Below are 14,780 nucleotides of genomic sequence, written 5' to 3' on the forward strand. Positions count from 1 at the left end.
AAGGAGACGTATTATGGAAAGCGCGGCAAACGGGCGCGTCTGCTCTCGTCGCGCCTTCGTAGGCATGGTAGCGACGGGGGCTGCGGCTCTGTGGGCTAGCGGCGCCGTGGGATCGCCGGCGGGTTCGAAGGCCTACGGGGACGAGCGGGCCGCATCCTCAATTCTCCCTGTTGCGGGTTCGGGCGTCAGTGGAAATGCGCGTTCCGGGCGCCGCGCCGTCGCGCCCTACGCGATGCCGGCGATGGCGGGAACGGCCGAGCTTGAGGCGTCCTTGCGCCGGGTGCTCGTGGTGGTGGACTATCAGGTCGACTTCGTTGACGGCGGCGTGTTCGGGCGTATCGAGCCGGCTGTGGCCGTGGAGGAGGCGCTGTACGAGAAGATCCGCGCCCATCAGGAGGCGGGGGACATCGTTATCTATACCATGGATACGCACCCTTCCGATAACTATGCAGACACCCGGGAGGGTCAGGTGAACGAGCCCCATTGCATCCCGGGTACGCCAGGTTGGGAAGTCTATGGCCGCGTGGGGGAGCTGCTGACGCCCGAGCGGGCTCTCATGGTGATGAAGGGCACCTATGGCAGTCGTGATTTGCCAACGATCATAGAGGCCATTCGTCGGCAAGGCGTCTCGCTTGAGTCTATCGAGTTCGCGGGAGTGTCTACGACATGCCGCGTTTTGCACAATGCCATCATCGTCTTCAACGCCTTTCCGGAGCTGCCGATGATCTTCGACGACTCGACTACGGCAAGTTATGAAGACGCGCGCACGGTAGGACAGCTCGATGAGCTGGAGAGCTGGGGTTTTGTGGTGCGGCGAACCAACGAACGATTGAGAGGCGTGAAAGGGGCGCGAACATGAGCGGCCAACTTTCCCGACGTGCCTTTTTTTGGGTGACGGCGGCAGAGGCATCGTTGCTTGCGTTTGGATGCGCAAGGACTGATGGCGTTGTGCCGACTACCGCTGACGGGGAGCCTTTGGAAGAGGTGGCGGCCCTGCCTCCGCTTCCTCCAGCTCAGCCCGATTTGGAGAACCCGTTTCTCATCGATCGGAACATCGCTATGGATACGGTGGACGATTGGCTCGGGCGTCCGGATGCGGTCTATCGGGATATGCGTATGATTCACGATCCGGCAGACTACGAGGCCATAGGCGGCGATTCGGAGCTCTCTATCACCATAGAGGGTTTCCGCATCACGCCCTTTCCCTTCATAGGAACGCTGCAGGCGCTGCCAGTGGCGGGGGCTTATGAGGGAGACTGCCTATTTGACGTGGAGTGGGACGGCGCCGATGTGGCATCTGTCCAGCCGCGCTATGAGGAGTCGATGCAGATCTTGGAGGAGTTGTTTCCGAAAGACAAGGCGATTTTCATCATGTGCGGCGGAGCGGGCTATGCGTTCATGATGCGGCAGCTTCTGAGTTATCTTGGCTGGAATGAGAGCCGTCTGTATAATTTGGGAGGCGCCTGGGATTATGTAGGACGCTATCCGGTGGAGCTCGTTCGCCACGAAGGCGGGGAGACCCGTTACATGCTGTGGCGCGGCGACATCGTGGATTTCGGATTTGAGCATTTAACGCCGCTGCGCTCATTTTGACACTCTTCATCGGCGTGTCGGCGCGGAGGTCGTAGCACGACGAGCAGACAGCAGGAGGGTCTATGATTCCACGAACCTACGGGCAGGTGGGCAAGCCGGTTCGCTTCAAGGGGACGGCCTACGATTTTGGCCACGCGATTTCGGCGATTGAGTTCTCCCTTGATGATGGCGAGCATTGGACGCGCTACGAGACGCCCGACACGAACGATTATCAGAACCTCACTTGGACGTTCGACTATACGCCCGAGAAGGCCGGCTTCTACGTGCTGCGCATTCGCTCGGTGAACGATGCCGGCGATGTGAGCCCCGAAAGCGCTTTTGCCGAGCTCGAGGTTTCCGAATAGTCTCATAGGGGTTGCAAATAGTCTCAAGAAGTCTCATACTAGTGAGACTTCTTGAGACTATTATGAGGAGGCCGATGGTCTGCGTTTCCTGGATTCGCGGGAAATCGTCGGCGACAGTCGACCTACACCAGGTCTCCTCGGATTTCGAAGAGGGTGTGGGCCAGGCGGGCGAAGGCCTGCTCGCCCTCGGCGCAGTCGGGGGCGCTTGTCATGATGACCATGAGGTAGTCCCGCCCGTTGATGGTGACGATTCCGGAGTCGCACACGGCGTCGTCTTCCTGGCCGTCGATCCAGCCGGCTTTGTTGCGCACGGTGATATTGGTGCCGATGGAGGCCACGGTCTTGTCGGCCTCGGCGTCGGCTGCGGCGGTCTCCGTCTCACCCTCGGCAGCTGTGGCGGATTCCGTCTCACCCTCGCTGCCCCCTTCGGCGGCCTCTTCGCTCTCGGTACCTTCGTCACCCTGCTCCTCTTCCACGCCCTCTTCGCCACCTGAGCCTTCTTCGGGCAGGTAGTCGGTGTGCCCGGCGCTCGTGGTGCCCAGAGCGCCGTTACGCAAAAACGATACCTCGGTTTTGGCGAAGGTGTCGGAGAGCCACTGGGCCGCCGATGTGTCTGCCGTGGTAAGGTACTCGTAGATCTTCAGCCACATGAGGGCCGACTGGCGCGCCGTGTAGGTGGGGAAGTAGGTGTCGTTTACCAGCGACGTGTCGACGCCGGCCTCGGCCAGCCAGGCCTCCATGCCCTCGGTGCCATAGGTGCGGCGCAGTTTGCCGTAGGAGGAGTTGTCCGACCACACGATGGTGTTCTCCACCTGGGTCAGCCGCGACGAGCGCGCGTTGTTGATGTCGTTGGGGAACTCCTTGTTCACCACGTAGGCGCAGTAAGGGCCCTTGAAGGAGCTGGCTCCGTAAATAGGCGAATCCAGGTTGCCGGCGATGCCGCGCCCGGTGCCCAGGTCCAAAAGCAGGTAGCTTGCCTCGTAGCCGTTGTTGTCGTAGTAGGAAAGCGCGTTGTTGAGGCTCACGAGCGAGCGATCGGAAAGCACGGGCGCTGAGGGCTGCTCGCCGTTCTCGTCCGCGGTGTTGTCGAGGGCGAAGGCGAAGGGGGCCTTCTGCCCGGCCAAGTTCGTAAGATCGTCGCGGGTAGGGGCGTGCGCCGGCAGCTTCGCGAGCTCCGGCTCGACCGGCTGGGCGAGACTCACCTGGGAGGCGATGTTCTGGGCAATATTCGAGGCGTTCCCGCCTATGGCGTTGGCTCCGGCCACGCCGACGTGCTTGCTGCCGTCTTTGGCGGAAGCGGCGGCGAAGGGGCCGATGTGGAACAGCGCCATGGCGAAGACCACGACGAGAAAGACGACGATGACGCCCATGGCCATGCGGGCAATGTTGAACTGCCCGAGCGCTATGCCCTGGGGCGCAAGGGTGTGCATCTTGGGTGAGAAGGCGTCGACCGCGTGGTTGGCGCGTCCGGAGCGCCCCGCGCCGCTGCGCCCTTGGTTGCTCGAACTGCGCGGGCGTCGCCCGCCGCGATCGTCGAAATCGTTGCGGCGGCCTTCGACGCGCGAAGAGCGGCCGGTGCCGGAGTGGCGACGGTCGGGCGCGGGCTCGCGACGGCGGTCGCGGCTTGAGGGGTATTCGTCGCGCAAGGGATTGTGGCGGGTGCCAGAAGAGCGCGAGTTCGAGCGGGAGGCGGAGCGCGAGCTGGCGGCGGAGCGTCCAGCGAAGCGGCCCGTGGAAAGCGAAAGCCCGCCTTGCGGGCGTCTCGGTTCGTCGTCGTAGGGGCTGCGGTCGGGTCGGGCCATGGGGTTCCTTTGGTGCTGGTATGCTCGAACTGCGGTTAAAGGTAACTCAAATGGTACCAATTCCCAGGGGCTTTGCGAAGACCTTACGAAGACCTTAACACGAATCCCGTAGAGAAAACGCCCGCGGGCGGTTGCGAATCCCGCCATGCCCTGTGGACTTTTGGTTACCGCGCCCCCTCGCAAGTCGCGTGGGGACACGGTTTCCCCTATACTTATGCCTCACGAGTTCGAGTGCCTCGAATGGGTATGGGCGGCGCCAAGTTCCGAACCTGGTCAGGTCCGGGAGGAAGCAGCCATAAGGGACCGCTGACGAGCGCCCATACCTATTCGGGGCACTTTTCGTATCGCGATTTCGAAAGGCTCCCTCATGGGTATCATCGACTTTTTCGTCAATCTGTTGAAAGACCCGCGCGGCTTCATCGCGGGCTGGATTATCGCGCTTGGCCCGGTGTGGGTGTACACGCCGCTGTTTCTCATCGTGTTCGTGGAAACGGGCCTGGTGTTCTTCCCGTTTCTGCCCGGCGATTCGCTGCTGTTCGCGGCCGGCGTGTTCTCCGCCGAGGGCGGCGGCCTGAACCTGTGGGCGACGCTCATCGTGTTCTGGTGCGCTGCCATTTTGGGCAACACCTCGAACTACTGGATCGCGCGTCTGTTCGGCAGCCGCATCATCGACTCGGGCAAGGTGCGTGCGCTCACTCCCGAGCGCATGGCCAAGCTCGACCACTTCTTCGAGCGCTACGGCGGGCTTACCATTATCATCACGCGCTTCATGCCGTTCTTCCGCACCTTCGCACCCTTCATCGCGGGCACGGGCCATATGAACTTCGGGAAGTTCACGCTGTTCAACGCCATCGGCGGCGTTGCCTGGGTGAGCCTGTTTGTGCTGGTGGGCTACTTCTTCGGCGGCGTGCCCTTCGTGCAGGAGCACTTCGAGATTATTGTGCTCGGCATTGTGGCGGTGTCTGTGGCGCCGGCGTTCATCGGCGCCATCAAGGCGGTCACGACCTCGCGCCGGGCCAAGAAGGGTGATCCGGTCGCCCAGGCCGAGGAGCGCGTGAACGAGGCCGAATACGAGCGCGAGCTCACTGAGGAGAAGGTGATGCGCGCCGAGGCCGAGGCCAAGGCGGAGGCGCGCCGGCGCGTAGCCGACGAGAGCAAGGAGCGCTAGTCCATGGCCGAGGCCCTCTACCGCAAGTACCGCCCGCAGATCTTCGAGGATGTCGTCGGGCAGGAGCATATCGAGCGCACGCTGAAAAACGCCATCGCCCAGGACAAGGTGAGTCACGCCTACCTGTTCACGGGCCCGCGCGGCACGGGCAAGACCACCACGGCCCGTCTGCTCGCAAAGGCGCTTTTGTGCGAGAACGGCCCTACGGCCGAGCCTGACGGCACCTGCGAAGACTGCGAGATGATTGCCGCCGGCGAGCATCCCGATGTGTACGAGCTGGACGCCGCCTCGCGCACCGGCGTGGAAAACGTCCGCGAGGAAATCATCGGCCGCGTCCAGTTCGCGCCCACCCGTGGGCGCTACAAGGTGTACATCATCGACGAGGTGCATATGCTTTCCACGGCCGCCTTCAACGCGTTGCTGAAGACGCTGGAAGAGCCGCCGAGCCATGTGGTGTTCATTCTGGCCACCACCGATCCCCAGAAGGTGCCCGAGACCATCCACTCGCGTTGCCAGCGCTTCGATTTTCGTCGCATCTCCACCGAGGCCATGGTGTCGCGTCTGGGCGCCATCTGCGTGGAAGAGGGCGTGGAATTCGAGGGCGACGCGCTTGACCTTATCGCGCACAGGGCCGAGGGCGGCATGCGCAACGCGCTCACGTCGCTCGAGCAGCTGATCGCCTTCGGCGACGGCGCGGTTACCATGGAAGTGGCCGAGCGCATGCTGGGCGCGGTGGATTCGACCGACTTGGCCGATATCGTGCGGGCCGTGGGCGCGCGCGATGCGGCGGCGTGCTTCCGCTGGGTGGCCGAGTACGTGGAAACCGGTGCCGATATGGCCCAGTTCGTGGGGAACTTGGCCGAGCATATGCGCAACATGTACGTCATGGCCGTAGCTGGTCCCGATGTGGTGCTCGACGTGTCCGAGGCGACGCGGCGCGAGCTGGCTGAGGAGCTGCCGCTGTTTGGCGCCGATCGCTTGTCCCGTCTGCTTGGGGTGCTGGGCGATGTGGCCGGCGAGTTGAAGACTTCCACCAATCCGCGGCTGTCCTTCGAGATCGCCCTGACCCGCATGGTACGGCCCGATGCCGATCTTACCCTGGCCGCCCTGGCTGAGCGGGTGGAAACCCTGGAGCGCCGGCTGGCCGGCGCTGCCGTGGTTGCCCCGACGGCGAGCGCGCCGACGCCCGCGCCGGCGGCGACAGCTGCGACGGTTGCGCCCGCGGCGACGCCCACGACGGCGGTGCCGGCAGCGACAGCGCCTGCTGGGACCGCGGACGCTGCGCCGATGGCGGGAGCCGCTCCGGAGAAGGGCGGACTGAAGCCCGCCGCTACGGGAGGGGCCCCTACGGAAGAGGGTGCTGCGAATGGGGTTGCTACGGATGGGGCCGCCGCGACAGCTTTGGGCTCAAACCACGTAAGGGACGACTTCAGTCGCCCCGCCATCCCGGGCGCCGCAACGCCTTCGGCAAACACCGCGCCCGCAACGATGGCCGCAGCTGCGCCGCAGCCCGCAGCTGCGCCGCAGCCCGCAGCGGCATCCGCGCTCGCATCCGTCCCCGCATCGCAACCCGCCTCTGCGGCGGCGCCCCAAGCGCAACCCGTACAGCCTGCCGCTGCGCCGGTCGGTTCGCTTTCTGCCGAGATGGTCGCGACGCTTTCCAATTTGGCCTCGCTGCAGCGCTTGTGGGCGGGCGTGCTGGCCTCTCTTAAGAAGTCGAAGGCGGCCTACGGCGTGCTGTTCATGAATACCAAGGCGGTGTTCGATGGGGCGACGGGCACCCTGCTCGTCGAGTTCCCCGCCGAGAACGACTTCGCTTTCCGCGCCGTGCAAAAGGCAGAGGTCCAGGCCGAGCTGGCCGCAGCTCTGCGCCAGGAGGCCCACGGCGATATTCCCTTCGAGCTGCGCAAAGCCGGCTCGACGGCGTCAGCTGCCGTTGCGGCGGCACCCGCTGTCGTGGCAGCCGCTGCGCCAGTGACGGCGCAGCCGATTCAACAGCCGCAGTCCCAACCCGTCGCGCAGCCGCAGCCGGCTCCGCAGCCTGTGGTCTCTTCCGAGCCCGCGGCATCGTCGGTGGCGCCCCGGCCCCAGCCCCAGCCCCAGGCTGTCGCGTCCTCCGCAGCGCCCGACGACGATCGGCCTCCTTACGACGACTACGTTCCCTACGATGATGTCGACATCCCCTTCGAGGACCCCTTCGCCTCGCGTGCGCCTCAGCGGCCCCAGGCCGCCTCTGCCCCCGTAGCGCCCGAGGAAGTGCCGCCCTGGGAGGCGGCACCCACGGTAGCGCCTGCGACCTCTGCATCTGCGCAGCCCGCGCCTGCAGCTTCCAACGCGGCGCCTTCCGCAGTCTCGCCAGCCGCCCCCGAGCCTTCCGTCGCTCCTCAAACGAATACGAGCGCTGCCGGCTTGCCCCCCGAGCCCGATGCGGTGTCCGGCCCTTCGCCGAATCCGGTGGAGGAGCCCGACTTGGCCGCCTCGCTCGCCTTCGGATTCGGCGATGGCGTCAGCTTCGAGGAAGTCGTCTAGGCGTCTTGCCCTAGAATACGTTAGCAGCCCCTAAAGACCATTTAAGGAGTTTCCCATGGACATGAAGAAAATGATGAAGCAGGCCCAGAAGATGCAGCGCGATGCCGCTGCGGCTCAGCAAGAGATTGCCGCCATGACCTTCGAGGCCTCTGCCGGCGGCGGTATGGTGAAGGCTACGGCTACGGGCGAAATGGCCATCACCGACATCGTCATCGACCCGGCCGCGGTGGACCCCGAGGACGTGGATATGCTTCAGGACATGGTCGTGGCCGCCGTGAACGAGGCGCTGCGCTCTGCCAGCGAGGCTGCCAACGCCCGCATGAACGCCGTCATGGGCGGCATGAAGATTCCGGGCCTGATGTAGGCCGCGGACTTCGTAGCGAAGCGAGCGATACCTGTGCAAGCGGCACCTTCCATCCAGAAGCTGCTCGACGAGCTCGAGCGCTTGCCGGGCGTGGGGCCGAAATCGGCCCAGCGCATGGCCTACTGGATTCTGAACACCGATACGGCCGAGGCCCTGCGCCTGGCCGATGCCATCCGCGAGGTGAAGGCGGGCGTGCGTTTCTGCGCCCGCTGCTTCAACTACGCCGAGGGCGAACTGTGCGAGATATGCGCGAGCCCCAAGCGCGATGGCTCGGTCATCTGCGTGGTGAGCGAGCCGCGCGACATTCCGCCCATCGAGCGCACGGCCGTCTTCAACGGCGTCTATCACGTGCTCGGGGGCGTGCTTGCGCCCATGGAGGGCGTGGGGCCGGGCGATTTGCGCATCGCCGAGCTTATGGTGCGCCTTGGCCGCGAAGATGTGACCGAGGTGGTGCTCGCCATGAATCCCAACATAGAAGGGGAGACCACGGCGGCGTACCTGGCGCGCCTCATCAAGCCCTTGGGCGTGAAGGTGACGCGTCCTGCCAGCGGCCTGCCCGTCGGCGGCGACCTTGAGTTCGCCGACGAGGTGACCTTGGGCCGCGCCCTGGAAGGTCGCCTGCCGCTGTAAGGCAATAAAGTCGTTACCCGAAGCTCCCTTATTCTGCTGATTGCATTAAGTTGTACTGCGTCTGGCAAAAAATTTCGTTTTGAGGCGCAGTCATTCTAAAAAAGAGCGATTTTGCTTGCTGAAACTAGCGATAATCGCATTTTTCGGGCAATATGAGCAGAATGAAGCGAATTTGTGCGCCTCCAAACGCACTTTTTTGCCACCAGCAGGGAATAAAGCGTTCTTACCATGAATGAAAGGCCGCTTTCGGGCATTCCGAAAGCGGCCTTTGCTTTGCCGTGCGGCGGTTCAGCTGCGAGCTACTTGATGCAGCAGGAAGGCACCTCGTGCTTGACGCGGTCGTGCTCTTCGGCACGCTTGGCGTCGTTGAAGCGATCCAGCGTGCCCACCAGATAGCCAGTGATGCGACGAATGCGGTCGAACTTCACCGGGGCCAGGCCGTAATGGATGCCCACGTCCTCGCCGTCCACATCCAGGGTGAGGGACTCCAGCTGGCCATGGGGGTACTTATCGTGGGCGCGCTTGATGTAGGCCTTGATCTCACCCTCGGACACCGGGGCGTCGTCGGCTTTGGCATAGTTCACGGCCACCTTCACGCCGTCAATCGTCTTGTTCTCCATGGCGAGCTCCTTTTCCGCATTCGAGCTACCGCATGAGGGAAGCAGTAGCCGTATCGATTACCATATCTAGTTAGCGATTTGGAATACTAACACAAGATATTGACCGTTGCGCCCATGTTTCCAAGATGTATGAAAAAACGCGCGAGTGGCATGGGAGCTCTGCGGGAAATGAGTCCAGAGAATGACAAAGGGCCCTGTCCCCTCCAAAAACAGAGCCCTCATCGTTCGAAGCTTGTGGGCTTCGGCGTAAATCGCAGAACATTATAGCAACCCTCACAGAAAATGCAAAACGTCGCCGAAATCTGTTACTTTTGCCCGTGCCCTCTGGTCTTCATGCACTTGGCGCCGAAGGCGCAGATGTCGGTGGCGCCGAAGCCGATGAGCAGCATGGCGAAGCCGCCCTTTATCACCTGGGCCGAGGTAGCGCCGGTGCTGGAGAACCCGGCCGAGCCGTTCATCTGATAGCTATCGAACATCGAGCCGGCCGCATCGGGCGTATAGTAGGCGAGCATGCACAGTCCGAAGACCATAATGATGGCGCCGACGACCATGCCGCAGATAGAGAAGATCTGCGCGGGATCGAGGGGCTTGCGCACATTCCGCACGGCTGCGGCCGTGGCGGCAGCGTGGGGCGAGGCCGTGGCGGTGACGCGGGGCGCGACGGCCTGCTGCGGCGCGCCGTAGGTCGCCTGGTAGGCGGCCTGGTGGGCAGCAGCTTGGGGGGCCGGTTGCTGGGGCGCGGGGGCGCCAGGCTGGCTGGGGTAGGCCGTGCTTACGGCGTGCTGCTCCAGGGCGCGGCCATCGGCGGCGTAGCCCGCGGCCGATGCGGTCGGCGCCGGGGCTGCTGCCCCTGCAGGGGCAGCGCCCTCCAGAGGCACGGGGTTGTTGGTGACGGCCGGCTCGTTCGGGTTCAACGCCTGGGATTGCAGCACCTCGCCGAGCATTTCGCTGTCATCTCCCGCCGAGGCGGTCTCGATATCGCCGGCGGTGCGGGCCGGCTCGCCAAAGGCGAGGGACTCGCGCTCGAGCTCGCGGCCTTCGGGCCCGTGACCGGCTTCGGTACCGGGGGTTTGGCTGGTGTTCTCAGTCATGGGAAAGCTCCTCTCAAAGAAAGGGTTCTTACGTGAATACCGCCATCATAGAGGCGGGCCGCCTCGTAATCGAAGCGGCCCGCTAAGCGTATGGGGAACGTAAAGTTGCCGCCACTGTTTCGGAAACGGTGGCACAGGAGGCGTCCCGCTACCAGCTGAGCAGCTCGTAGCCGTCCTCGGTGATGACCAGCTGCACTTCCCATTGGGCCGTGAGCGACTTGTCGGCGGTGCGCACTGTCCAGCCGTCGGGGTCGGACATGTCGATCTCTTGGGCGCCGGCGTTGATCATGGGCTCGATAGTGAAGCACAGTCCCGGCACCAAGATGGGCCCCGTGCCCGCTTCGGAAACGAAGCTCACGAAGGGATCCTCGTGGAACTCCAGGCCGATGCCGTGGCCGCCGAACTCGCGCACGACCGTATAGCCGTGCTCGCGGGCGTAGGCGTTTACGGCCGCGCCGATGTCTCCCAAATGCCCCCAGGGCTTGATGGCGTCCAGGCCCACTTGCACGGCCTCCTTGGTCACGCGCACCAAATCGGCTGCTTCGGGCGACACCTCGCCGATGCAGAACATGCGGGAGGAATCGGAGAAGAATCCATCTTTGATGGTGGAGCAGTCCACATTCACGATATCGCCCTCCTTGAGCACCTCGTCGGCGGACGGAATGCCGTGGCAGACCACTTCGTTGGTTGACGTGCACACGCTCTTGGGGAACCCCTCGTAGTTCAGCGGAGCGGGAATGGCGTCATGTTCGACGGTGTAGCCATGCACCCACTGGTCGACCTGCTCGGTGGTGGCTCCCGCTGCGATGCGCTCGGCCACGAAATCGAGCGCGCCGATATTCACCGCGGCGCTGCGCTTGATGCCCTCGATTTCGGCCGGGGTCTTCAGCAAATCACGCGGCGGCACTTCCTCGCCAGACTCGGCTAGCTGCTCCAGGCGCTCATCGAAATCAAGATGGCACTTCTTGTATTTCTTGCCGCTGCCGCACCAGCACTCGTCGTTGCGTCCCGGGCTCGTCAGGCCGTCGTACATGAGGTTCGCTCCTTTGTTCTGGGCGCCTGTGGGCGCCGCGTTGGTCTGCGCCTATGGTACTACAAGTTCCCCCGTGCGCCCTGCGCGCGTCGGCTTGTGAAGAAGTCCAACGAATCGGGCCTGACGTTGGACTTCTCCGGGGTTGCGTTTGTCGTTGGTCATGCTATGCTGGGCTTTGCGCTCGGCTCCACCGGGTGTGCGCTGCGTTGGGAAGCTGGTGTGAGGAGGTGAGGTCGTGGCGTCGGTTAATCCGGGAGTTTACAAGCAGGTGCTGAGCGTGCGCCAGGCCTACCCCTTCGATATCGCCTGCCTGCTCATGCGCTTTTACACGGGCATGCTCAACATCGGCGTGGTCACCATGATCACGCTGTCGGGCTATTCGTTCTTCACGGCAGGGCTCGTATCGTCTACTATCGCGCTTTCCACGTTTCTGGTGGGGCCGCGCGTATCCAAGCGCATCGATGAGCGTGGCCAGTGCGCGGTGGTGCCGCAGGCCGCGGCCATGTCCCTTGTCGGCCAGGCGGTGCTCATAGGAACCGTGCTGGCCCAAGCGAGCATTTGGCCGCTGTTCTTGGGTGCTGTGCTCGTCGGATTCTATCCGAGCCCCCACGCTATGGCTCGCACGCGCTGGACATACCTTATCCGTTCGGGAAAGCTTGGCGATCGCGCGCCGGAGCTGCGCACCATGTTCTCTTACGAAAGCGTACTGGACGACATGGCGTTCATCTTCAGCCCCTCGATTTCCATTGCCCTGGCCGCTTCTATCCATCCGGTGGCGGGCATGGTGGCCGGCGGCGTCGCCTTTGCCACAGGGGCGGTCATCCTTTGCGCGGCCCGCTCCACGGCGCCGGAGGTGGGCTGGGTCGATGGCGCTGCGCCGGAAGAAGAAGTCGGGGCGAGCGCCGAGCTTGAAGCGGCGCAGCTAGCTGGCGCCGAGGAGCGCCGAGGCCACATGAGCGTCATACGCATGTCGGTCGTCGTGCAGGTGCTCTTCATTATCTATATGTTCATGGGTGCCTTCCTCGGGCTCATCGATACGGCCACGGTCTCGTTGGCCGAAGATCTGGGCAACCCGGATATCGCCAGTTTCGTGCTGATCATCCAGGGCATCATGTCCATGGTGATGGGCTTTTCCTTCGGCATGGTCCGCCTGCGCGCGCCGCTGCCCAAGCAGCTGGCGGTGGCGGCGGTCGCCTGCGGTCTGGGTTTCGGCACCATGTTTTTCATCGACTCGGCTTTGTCGCTGGCTATCGTGGGACTTATCGGCGCGGCCACCTATGCGCCGCTGCTCATTGTGGCCAACACCGTCTGCGAGCGAGCGGTGCCCCAGCGTCGGCTCACTGAGGCCATCACCTGGCTGAACGCCGGCTTTACCTGCGGATGCGCCGTCGGTCCCTCGCTGGGAGGCGCGGTCATCGACAGCTTGGGGACGTTGGCGTCGTTCAAGGTGGGATCGGTGCTTGCCTTGGGCCTCGCGGTTACCGGGCTGCTCACCTATCGCGTGGTGAAAAAGCACCTGGCCGTTGCCGGGTGCACGGTAGTGGAAGAGCGCAAGCTCGGGCAATCTTAAAATTCCGCTTAATGATTGCGGAATAAGATGACAATTTTCCATCTGATTGGTCGTCAGTAGGGCGTTGGTGTCACAATGGGCCCAGTATGTTGCGAGCCGGAGCGCCTCTGGTTTGCACCGCGTGGCGCGCAAGGTGCAGGCGTCTCGGCTCCGATGAGAAGAGGAGCTTTACCATGGATCAGATGAACTATACCGCCCCGGTGCCGCCCGTTTCCGTGCCCCCGGCTCAGCCGGTTTACGCTACGAGCTGCCTGCGCGCCGCTTGGGACGATGTGCGGGCGACGCCGAACTATGTGGGCCGCCTGCTCGTGCTCGGCCTCATTATGTGCGTGCCCGTTCTGAATTTCGTCGTGGCCGGCTATCTGCTGTTCTGGTCCCGCGAGGTGCCCTTCGGCGGGCGAAGCGCTCTGCCTCAGAAAATAGTCACAGGCAAGAACTTCGAGTTCGGGTTCTATGCTTTTGTCATCTCTTTGGTGGTTGGGCTTGCCGGCGGCGTGGTCGGCGGCATTCTCGGCTGGGTGCCCCTCCTCGGCTGGATAGTGGCCCTTGCCATCTCGCTGGCCACCTACGTGGCTGTGGCCATCATGGAAATGCGCATGATTATGGGCATGAGCTTGGGCGAGGGTTTCAATGTGAAGGACATTTGGGAGAAGGCCAAGCGCAACTGGGGCCAGCTGTTGTTGGCGACGCTGGTGCCCATGGCCATCATCATCGGCGTTACCGTGGTTCTGAGCATCGTCGTCTTTTCTATCATGTTCATCTGCTGCATGGGCGCGGTGCCGGCTATTGCCGCCATGGGCGGCGCGGCCGACCCCTCTCTCGTGCAGATTATGTCCGTGTTCGGCGCCATTGCCGTGCCGGTGCTTCTTTGCTCGCTGGTGCTCTATGTGGTGCTCTCGGTGCTGGAGACGTTCGCCCAGGCCGTCGCCATTCGCGGCGTCGCCCACTGGGTGGCCCGCTACGCCCCTGAGTGGACGACTCTCAGCGTTCCGCGCTATTAAGGTGTGTGACGTTCTGCGACTACACTAATTCTCGGCAAATCAAGACTTCTTTTGTGGCCCGTGGGCGGAAACGAGTGCGTTCCCGCCCACGGGCTGTTCGTTCTGGCCTGGAGGGGCGGAAGCGGGCGCGTTCCCGCCCCCGGAACCTGGCCGTTGAGGGGCGTGGGGCGGAAGCGGGCGCGTTCCCGCCCCCGGAACCTGGCCGTTGAGGGGCGAGGAGCGGAAGCGGGCGCGTTTTCGCCCAGAAGCTACAGGCAGAAGAGGAAGGGCTGGCAGAGCGTGGGGCCGCACAGAAGACAGCAGCAAAGGGAGCTGGGGTCCACGCAGCCGCCGGAGAAGCCGCGGCGCTCGGTTTCCTGCTGATACGTGCGGGCGCGAGCGCCAATGACCGCCTCGGCCTGACGGTAGTCGCCGTTGGTGGGGTCGGCCTTGCGGGCCGCGCGAATCTGGTCCACGGCGGCCACGGCGTTGCCCGCCCCGTAGTTCGCGAGCGCCGCCAGGTAGTACCAGCGGGCCGAGCGCTCTTTCATGGGCAAAGCGGCCAGCACGGAAAGCGCCGCCCTGTAGTTGCCGCCGTCGATGAACAGCACCGCCTGGCGCAGCTCCGCTGAATCGGTGGCCGAAACCTCGGGGCGCGGCACCGACGAGGTCTGCTGCCAATTGTTGAACAAATCTTCCCAGTTGATTTCCACCCACTGGTATTGGTAGCCGCCCGGTCCCGTTCCGCCGCCGGCATAGGGGCTCCCGGCGCCGCCACCGAAGGGGTTGCCTGCACCGGGCGTGCCGTAGCCGGTGTAGCTGGGGTTGTAAGGGGAACGATAGCGCCGCGCGTCTTCGCGGGCGTACTTCTCGGGGTTGGTGATGCGATCGTAGGCCTCGTTGATCTTCTTCAAGCGCTCCTCGGCATCGGGGTCGCCCGGGTTCAGGTCGGGATGGTTCTCCCGAGCCTTCTTGCGGTAGGCCTTCTTCACCTCGTCGGCGGTGGCTGTCCGGGGCACGCCCAGAATCTCGTAGGGGTCTTCAATCACGGGCGTT

Annotated in this window: 14 protein-coding genes and 1 other RNA gene; 10 read left to right on the plus strand and 5 right to left on the minus strand. The window is 63.9% G+C overall.

The window, feature by feature from the left end; genetic code table 11:
- Positions 1 to 13: 13 nt before the first annotated feature.
- From VJ923_RS11075 to VJ923_RS11085, 3 genes are all read left to right on the plus strand, one after another.
- Positions 14 to 859, plus strand: coding sequence for a cysteine hydrolase family protein (locus tag VJ923_RS11075; protein WP_326441456.1), 846 nt, complete (start codon positions 14 to 16; stop codon positions 857 to 859).
- Positions 856 to 1,593 carry a hypothetical protein gene (locus tag VJ923_RS11080; protein WP_326441458.1) on the plus strand — a complete coding sequence of 246 codons (738 nt, stop codon included), beginning with the start codon at positions 856 to 858 and terminating at the stop codon, positions 1,591 to 1,593. The genes VJ923_RS11075 and VJ923_RS11080 overlap by 4 nt, the downstream gene beginning before the upstream one ends.
- A 62-nt stretch (positions 1,594 to 1,655) precedes the next feature.
- Positions 1,656 to 1,937: a molybdopterin-binding protein gene (locus VJ923_RS11085; protein ID WP_326441460.1), complete on the plus strand. Its 282-nt coding sequence runs from the start codon at positions 1,656 to 1,658 to the stop codon at positions 1,935 to 1,937.
- A 122-nt stretch (positions 1,938 to 2,059) separates the two neighbouring features.
- On the opposite strand, the gene VJ923_RS11090 is transcribed toward VJ923_RS11085, so the two are convergent.
- Positions 2,060 to 3,739 carry a serine hydrolase gene (locus VJ923_RS11090; RefSeq protein WP_326441462.1) on the minus strand — a complete coding sequence of 560 codons (1,680 nt, stop codon included), beginning with the start codon at positions 3,737 to 3,739 and terminating at the stop codon, positions 2,060 to 2,062.
- A gap of 238 nt (positions 3,740 to 3,977) precedes the next feature.
- On the opposite strand from VJ923_RS11090, the gene ffs reads away from it, so the two are divergent.
- The 5 genes from ffs (at position 3,978) to recR (ending at position 8,430) form a co-directional block, all read left to right on the plus strand.
- Positions 3,978 to 4,071: signal recognition particle sRNA small type (gene ffs / locus VJ923_RS11095), an RNA gene on the plus strand.
- A 35-nt stretch (positions 4,072 to 4,106) separates the two neighbouring features.
- Positions 4,107 to 4,907 (plus strand): VTT domain-containing protein, encoded by an 801-nt coding sequence (locus VJ923_RS11100; RefSeq protein WP_326441464.1) that lies wholly within the window; start codon positions 4,107 to 4,109, stop codon positions 4,905 to 4,907.
- A gap of 3 nt (positions 4,908 to 4,910) precedes the next feature.
- Positions 4,911 to 7,436: a DNA polymerase III subunit gamma/tau gene (gene dnaX, locus VJ923_RS11105; RefSeq protein ID WP_326441466.1), complete on the plus strand. Its 2,526-nt coding sequence runs from the start codon at positions 4,911 to 4,913 to the stop codon at positions 7,434 to 7,436.
- Positions 7,437 to 7,491: 55 nt separating this feature from the next.
- The gene (locus VJ923_RS11110) at positions 7,492 to 7,800 is read left to right on the plus strand and encodes a YbaB/EbfC family nucleoid-associated protein (protein ID WP_326441468.1); all 309 of its coding nucleotides are present in this window, start codon (positions 7,492 to 7,494) and stop codon (positions 7,798 to 7,800) included.
- 33 nt (positions 7,801 to 7,833) lie between these two features.
- On the plus strand, positions 7,834 to 8,430 hold the full coding sequence (recR, locus tag VJ923_RS11115) for a recombination mediator RecR (RefSeq protein WP_326441470.1): 597 nt from the start codon (positions 7,834 to 7,836) through the stop codon (positions 8,428 to 8,430).
- A 299-nt stretch (positions 8,431 to 8,729) separates the two neighbouring features.
- On the opposite strand, the gene nrdD is transcribed toward recR, so the two are convergent.
- The 3 genes from nrdD to VJ923_RS11130 all read right to left on the minus strand — a co-directional run bounded on the left by nrdD (position 8,730) and on the right by VJ923_RS11130 (position 11,174).
- Positions 8,730 to 9,050, minus strand: a complete 321-nt coding sequence (nrdD, locus tag VJ923_RS11120) for an anaerobic ribonucleoside-triphosphate reductase (protein WP_326441472.1) — start codon at positions 9,048 to 9,050, stop codon at positions 8,730 to 8,732.
- 305 nt (positions 9,051 to 9,355) lie between these two features.
- Positions 9,356 to 10,141: a hypothetical protein gene (locus VJ923_RS11125; RefSeq protein WP_326441474.1), complete on the minus strand. Its 786-nt coding sequence runs from the start codon at positions 10,139 to 10,141 to the stop codon at positions 9,356 to 9,358.
- Between the two features lie 148 nt (positions 10,142 to 10,289).
- Positions 10,290 to 11,174, minus strand: a complete 885-nt coding sequence (locus VJ923_RS11130) for a methionyl aminopeptidase (RefSeq protein WP_326441476.1) — start codon at positions 11,172 to 11,174, stop codon at positions 10,290 to 10,292.
- Between the two features lie 235 nt (positions 11,175 to 11,409).
- Between VJ923_RS11130 and VJ923_RS11135 the strand changes: the two genes are divergently transcribed.
- Positions 11,410 to 12,744: an MFS transporter gene (locus VJ923_RS11135; RefSeq protein ID WP_326441477.1), complete on the plus strand. Its 1,335-nt coding sequence runs from the start codon at positions 11,410 to 11,412 to the stop codon at positions 12,742 to 12,744.
- Between the two features lie 173 nt (positions 12,745 to 12,917).
- Complete coding sequence (locus tag VJ923_RS11140) at positions 12,918 to 13,745, plus strand: DUF4013 domain-containing protein (protein WP_326441479.1); 828 nt, start codon at positions 12,918 to 12,920, stop codon at positions 13,743 to 13,745.
- A gap of 248 nt (positions 13,746 to 13,993) precedes the next feature.
- On the opposite strand, the gene VJ923_RS11145 is transcribed toward VJ923_RS11140, so the two are convergent.
- A complete protein-coding gene (locus VJ923_RS11145) occupies positions 13,994 to 14,773 on the minus strand; it encodes a DnaJ domain-containing protein (RefSeq protein WP_326441482.1) in 780 nt (259 codons plus the stop codon).
- Between the last annotated feature and the right edge of the window lie 7 nt (positions 14,774 to 14,780).

The organism is Adlercreutzia shanghongiae (assembly GCF_035830635.1).
GTDB lineage: Bacteria > Actinomycetota > Coriobacteriia > Coriobacteriales > Eggerthellaceae > Adlercreutzia > Adlercreutzia shanghongiae.

Bases quoted from the DNA above. Each gene is read 5' to 3' on its own strand.
- VJ923_RS11100 (WP_326441464.1), top strand. From the start codon at position 4,107: ATGGGTATCATCGACTTTTTCGTCAATCTGTTGAAAGACCCGCGCGGC.
- VJ923_RS11085 (WP_326441460.1), top strand. From the start codon at position 1,656: ATGATTCCACGAACCTACGGGCAGGTGGGCAAGCCGGTTCGCTTCAAG.
- VJ923_RS11090 (WP_326441462.1), bottom strand. From the start codon at position 3,739: ATGGCCCGACCCGACCGCAGCCCCTACGACGACGAACCGAGACGCCCG.
- VJ923_RS11130 (WP_326441476.1), bottom strand. From the start codon at position 11,174: ATGTACGACGGCCTGACGAGCCCGGGACGCAACGACGAGTGCTGGTGC.
- nrdD (WP_326441472.1), bottom strand. From the start codon at position 9,050: ATGGAGAACAAGACGATTGACGGCGTGAAGGTGGCCGTGAACTATGCC.
- VJ923_RS11110 (WP_326441468.1), top strand. From the start codon at position 7,492: ATGGACATGAAGAAAATGATGAAGCAGGCCCAGAAGATGCAGCGCGAT.
- VJ923_RS11080 (WP_326441458.1), top strand. From the start codon at position 856: ATGAGCGGCCAACTTTCCCGACGTGCCTTTTTTTGGGTGACGGCGGCA.
- VJ923_RS11140 (WP_326441479.1), top strand. From the start codon at position 12,918: ATGGATCAGATGAACTATACCGCCCCGGTGCCGCCCGTTTCCGTGCCC.
- VJ923_RS11075 (WP_326441456.1), top strand. From the start codon at position 14: ATGGAAAGCGCGGCAAACGGGCGCGTCTGCTCTCGTCGCGCCTTCGTA.
- dnaX (WP_326441466.1), top strand. From the start codon at position 4,911: ATGGCCGAGGCCCTCTACCGCAAGTACCGCCCGCAGATCTTCGAGGAT.
- VJ923_RS11125 (WP_326441474.1), bottom strand. From the start codon at position 10,141: ATGACTGAGAACACCAGCCAAACCCCCGGTACCGAAGCCGGTCACGGG.